The organism is Parabacteroides sp. AF21-43 (assembly GCF_003635435.1).
Lineage (GTDB): Bacteria > Bacteroidota > Bacteroidia > Bacteroidales > Tannerellaceae > Parabacteroides > Parabacteroides distasonis.
This window is the reverse complement of the sequence record NZ_QTMG01000050.1, coordinates 1-4,831: the sequence shown is the minus strand read 5'-3', so window position 1 is coordinate 4,831 and position 4,831 is coordinate 1. Positions and strand designations below refer to the sequence as shown.

At 46.8% G+C, this 4,831-nt stretch carries 4 protein-coding genes and 1 pseudogene; all 5 read right to left on the bottom strand.

The window, feature by feature from the left end:
* Nucleotides 1-104 (bottom strand): annotated as a pseudogene (locus DWX84_RS22290) (plasmid mobilization relaxosome protein MobC); the annotation flags it as partial.
* Between the two features lie 176 nt (nucleotides 105-280).
* Nucleotides 281-1,219 carry a toprim domain-containing protein gene (locus tag DWX84_RS20845; protein ID WP_005775883.1) on the bottom strand — a complete coding sequence of 313 codons (939 nt, stop codon included), beginning with the start codon at nucleotides 1,217-1,219 and terminating at the stop codon, nucleotides 281-283.
* A 257-nt stretch (nucleotides 1,220-1,476) separates the two neighbouring features.
* Nucleotides 1,477-2,682 (bottom strand): primase-helicase family protein, encoded by a 1,206-nt coding sequence (locus DWX84_RS20840; protein WP_004328112.1) that lies wholly within the window; start codon nucleotides 2,680-2,682, stop codon nucleotides 1,477-1,479.
* 277 nt (nucleotides 2,683-2,959) lie between these two features.
* Nucleotides 2,960-3,349 (bottom strand): hypothetical protein, encoded by a 390-nt coding sequence (locus DWX84_RS20835; protein WP_004328110.1) that lies wholly within the window; start codon nucleotides 3,347-3,349, stop codon nucleotides 2,960-2,962.
* Nucleotides 3,346-4,569, bottom strand: coding sequence for a site-specific integrase (locus tag DWX84_RS20830; protein WP_005775881.1), 1,224 nt, complete (start codon nucleotides 4,567-4,569; stop codon nucleotides 3,346-3,348). Before DWX84_RS20830 ends, DWX84_RS20835 begins: the two co-directional genes overlap by 4 nt.
* Nucleotides 4,570-4,831: the final 262 nt, after the last annotated feature.

The following is a 4,831-nucleotide window of genomic DNA, read 5'->3' as shown; positions in this document are numbered from 1 at the left end:
GCTGCCGTCATTTTCACTGCGATACGGTATTTCAGTTTCTCGGTTGCTTCCTTCTTGGGGCGACCTCCCTTGTTGCGTTCCTTGTGTTCCTTTGTCTGTTCCATATTTTATTCCTTTTAATTCGGTTACTGATTCAACTGTATAGACCGACGGGATGCCACCTCCTGCAATTTGGATGGTGGGTGGCAAGCGGTTTCGGTACACCCGAAACACAAACTTGCTACCTCCCAATCCTTAAGGAATGAGTTTCGGGCATCTCCCGTTTTTCTCATTCGGGATGTCATAATCCCAACCCTTTCTTCTTGGGTTTTACGATAGTTCTTGGCGGTGGACTAACGGCTAATTTCTGCCGGATTCCACGCAGGTAATCGTTCAGGTCTTTATGCCCTTTGTAGTTGTCGGAGAAGTCGCGGATGCGTCCGGCGAACTTCCTTTCCAATTCCCGATACGCCTTTCTTCCCGCCTCGTCATTGTCGAGCATGCAGTGGATACGTCCATACCCGTGCAGCACATCTATAGCTTTGGAAACATTGGCGGTCGAATTGAGGATGACGTAATCCTGCCTGTCAAGGTCGGGCAAGTTCGAGCAGTTCCTCTTCCGCAACGTGAGGAATGAAAGATAGTCCATCATGCCCTCGAATACAAGGCATTTCTCTCTCGCTTCTCCCTGTTGCCGAATATGGCTGATGTCTTTGGGTGCGACACAGCCTTTGAAAAAACGGTTACGCACTTCAAATCCTCCCGCCACATTCGGAAAACCGATGGCGAAATAGGGCTTGCCGTTATGGGTGAAGTGGAGCTCTTTACATTGCGCCTTTGCCAAAGCGATGTTTATGCCCCGTTCCTGCAAGTATCGGAGCAATGCCGGATGGGTGAGTTCGCCCACCTCCAAATGTTGGAAACTCGGTTCGGATGCCTGCTGGCGAAAAGAGAAAGATATGGGACGGATGTGTGGTGCCTGTTCCGCTATCTTGCCAAGCAGATAAGGCACATGGTCGGATGCGTACAGTACCCCTGCAAGTGCGATGATGTTACCACCTCTTCCCAGTCCATAATCGAACCACAGGTTGCGGTCGGTGTTCACCTTGAACGAGGCTTCCGTTTCCTGACGGAACGGGGATTTATACCACAGGCAGTTTCCCTGTTGCTTTACGGGCGAATAACCCAAACTTTGCAGATAGTCCGCAATTTTGATTTGTTTTGCTTCTTGGATGTTCATGATATAATTTCTATGGATTTGATGATGACTGTAAAAACGTTGATTTGATGAATGAGATATGTATTGTCCTATACGTTAATGCTTTATATTCTCAACATCTTCTCAACAAACCACTCACAAATAGAGAATCCAACAAACTGATGCTGTTTCCCTCTCAACTTTTCTTTTCGATTGTTGAGAATTTGTTGAGAGTGTATGCTGTTTATTATCAGTATGGTTATATCATTATTCATCAATTCAACAAAAAAAGAATAGTATTACAGGGATTCAAGTTGTTCCCTTGTGACGGTGTAGAAACGACCGACTCTTTTTATCGGCTCATATCGGCACTCCCGATTGTAATTGAATTGGTAAGTGGTATATGTAAGCCCGTTAGAGGCAGGAGTAAGTTTCCAACATTCCTGCAATACCTTTCTGACTTGGTGCTTCTCCACCTTTACCTGCGAATGTACCAGCAAAAGAAGAATGTCGTTGTGGCAGAACGAGAATGTGTCCGTGCCGACACTTTCCATAATGTCAAGGATAAGTTCGCACATCTCTATCTCCAATCGGTTGCGGTTGCTGCGGATAATCTTCTGCAAGGCTTCGGTATGCAGCAAAGAGGGCGCAAACCACATACGGCTTTCCTTTTCGGTGGAAAGTTGTCTGTATTGCAGGTAATACAGAAAGGCAGGTATCTCAGCTTTCAGCTTTTGCAGGAAGTCTGTGTCATCGGATTGCAGACGGTCTATCTTGCGCACCCAATAGCGTGTTTCACCTGCATCAATGATAACAGGCAGATACTCGTTGTTGGAGCATAGCACGAACTTGGCAAAGAACGCTATCTCGTCACGGTCTTTGCCTTTGGCTTCCACCTTGTAGGAAAGTGTGGTGCTGAGGTTCTTCAACCGCTCGCTGTCCTCCCTGCGGTTGAGCAATACCTCGTCCACCACGATGAGCAGTTTTCCTGCCCAGTCGGAATTGAACTGGCTGCGGAAGTCCTCGTTGGTATTGAAAGTGACATTGTTTTGAAACACAGCTTTCAGGAAGTTCAGGAATGTACTCTTGCCCGTGTTGCGTTCTTCTGATACCAACAGCAGGATAGGCAGTTTCTGCACGGGTTGCAGGTAGAGCAATTGAAGATAGTCCATGCCCAATTCATACTGTTCACCGAAGATATGGCGCACCAATGACCGGATACAGGGAAACTCGCCTTGTTGCGGACGGTGTCCTATCGGCTCGTAGAGGTTCAGGAACTTGTCCACCACGGGACGGTAGTCCACATGGTCGGGGACGGTGCAGAAGCCGTCGTACTTCGGCACGGTGGCGAGATAGTCCTTGCCGTAGTCCTGCCGCAGTGTTTCGTTGTTCCACACGATGCGCTTCTTCACATAGCCTCCGTTCAGACGGGGCTGGTTCACTAACTTGTAGAGGGTAGTACCCACACGGATAAACTCCTCATTTTCAAAGTTGCCTTGTTTCATTAGCACTTCATTTTTTTGTTTAATCAGTGCAAAACTCGGCAATTAGCGCAGAACGGATTAACAACTCACGCATACCTCACGTAAGATTTTCTTGGATTTGGCTTTATGACATACAACAAAAGCCCGAAGAAATGCCATTCTAATGGATTTTTCTTCGGGTTTGTCGTAATCGTACGTATGAATGGCAATACACCTATTCACATACTCGTATAAATACATTGTTGGCAATGGGAATACGCATAGGTCTCACTACTTCATGTCGTCATATCATTAGAACTTATGCCTGATAATTAGACATATCCCAACCATTTATACCCAGCGAAAAGAAGATATTTGTTTTCTCTTTTCGCAAGTACAGCCTTTTAAATATGGCATTGCGCACCTGTTCCGCACCGAAGCTGTCAATGCGGAAAGCAAGTGCGACTATCATCGGAAAGCTGAACACATCGGCATGATACCCGTTCTCCTGCCGAACATACTTCTGTACCTCGTATTCTTTTAATGCTCCACTGTTATAGATGTTTCTGATGGCAGAACGAAGTGTCGGAGCAATTACTCCGAACAGTTCCACCAATTCCGGCTCGCTCATCCAAATGTTTGAGACATTCTCCGGCATGATGATATTGCCGGATTCATTCACTGTTATGCTGTTTCTTCTCATACTCATGACATCGTTATTCCGTTAAACGTCTTACTCAGTTTGTCGCCGAACATGGTCAGGTCGTTGTCGAGCTTCTGCGTGGTTATCTTTGCGTAGAGTTGGGTCGTGACTATATTCGTATGTCCCAACACACGGCTTACGCTTTCAATGGGCATCCCCTTGCTCAAAGCTAATGTTGCGAAGCCATGACGACTGCAATGAAATGATATTGACTTGGTTATGCCACATTCCCTTATCATCCGTTTCAACGGTTTGCAGATAGACCAATAGTTCAAGCCGGGGAATATACGATTGTCTTTCTGCATCGGTCGGTAGCGTTCGACTATCTGCAAGGGTATATCCAGCAGCTTCACTTGGAAGGCGACTTTTGTCTTGTGGCGTTTGGACAATATCCACTTCTCGCCGTTCACCTCCACGATGTTGTCATTCGTCAGTTCCTGAATGTCCACGAATGACAAGGCGGTGAAACTGGCAAAGATGAAAATGTCACGGATGTATGCGAGCTTGCTGTCTGCAAACTCATGTGTCATGACCGCTTTCAGTTCATCCTCCGTCAGATATTCCCGTTCTTTCACATTGGGGCTGATATGAAACTGGATGAAAGGATTGCGCGGTATCAACCCGTTATAATGCGCTTTCATGACCACGCCTTTCAGCCACATACAGTTTGCCCATATCGAACCGTTCCGCAATCCGGCTTCAGTCGAGAGGTATGCGGCGAACTCCTTGATGAAATCGGGAGTAAGTTCCAACATGGACATATCGCTGCGTCTGTAAAACGACTTGATAAAGGCGGCTACATGGTTTCTTGCCCGTACACGTGCCCGATAGGTAGCCATTACCCTGTCTTTGCCTACCCGTTTCTTGAACACTTCGTTCTCACGGTCGAATGCTTTTAGCAGCGTCTCATACTCGCTGCCGATTCCCTGATAGGCGTTGCGCACCATCTCAGCCGTAACAAATGCCTCGCGGTCTGAAATGCGCTGGTAATGTTTGATGATTTGCGCCTTGATGTTGTCAAGGGCAAGGTTGATGTCTCGTGCCTCGCGGCTCTTGCCTTTCGCCTTGTTTCCTTTCACGTCCCAAAGCGTTTTCGGGATGTTCTGCTTACAACTGAACTGCGCCACAGTCCCGTTGATTGTCACTCGTCCCATGATGGGGACAATACCGTTTTTCTCCTTGCTGCCGTTCACGTAGAACAGAACCTTGAATGTGCTTCTTGCCATACTCGTTTTTTGTTTGCAAAGTTATTACTCAACGAGTTAGACCTTGATATGCCAACCTGTGCCACAAGCTGCCAAATACAACACGGTGTGTTAAAAATCACCATTCGGCGGGTAATGATTTGGAGACCGTTCTTCTTCATAAATCCGCTTTCCTTTACGTTACCTCGATTTTTCGCCTGTCCTCATTTGTCTTCGCAAACGCCTTATTGACAGGCATTACGAAGACATTTGTCCCTTTTTATTCGTCTTTTCCAGAGATTTT

Bases quoted from the DNA above. Each gene is read 5' to 3' on its own strand.
- DWX84_RS20845 (WP_005775883.1), bottom strand. From the start codon at position 1,219: ATGAACATCCAAGAAGCAAAACAAATCAAAATTGCGGACTATCTGCAA.
- DWX84_RS20840 (WP_004328112.1), bottom strand. From the start codon at position 2,682: ATGAAACAAGGCAACTTTGAAAATGAGGAGTTTATCCGTGTGGGTACT.
- DWX84_RS20835 (WP_004328110.1), bottom strand. From the start codon at position 3,349: ATGAGTATGAGAAGAAACAGCATAACAGTGAATGAATCCGGCAATATC.
- DWX84_RS20830 (WP_005775881.1), bottom strand. From the start codon at position 4,569: ATGGCAAGAAGCACATTCAAGGTTCTGTTCTACGTGAACGGCAGCAAG.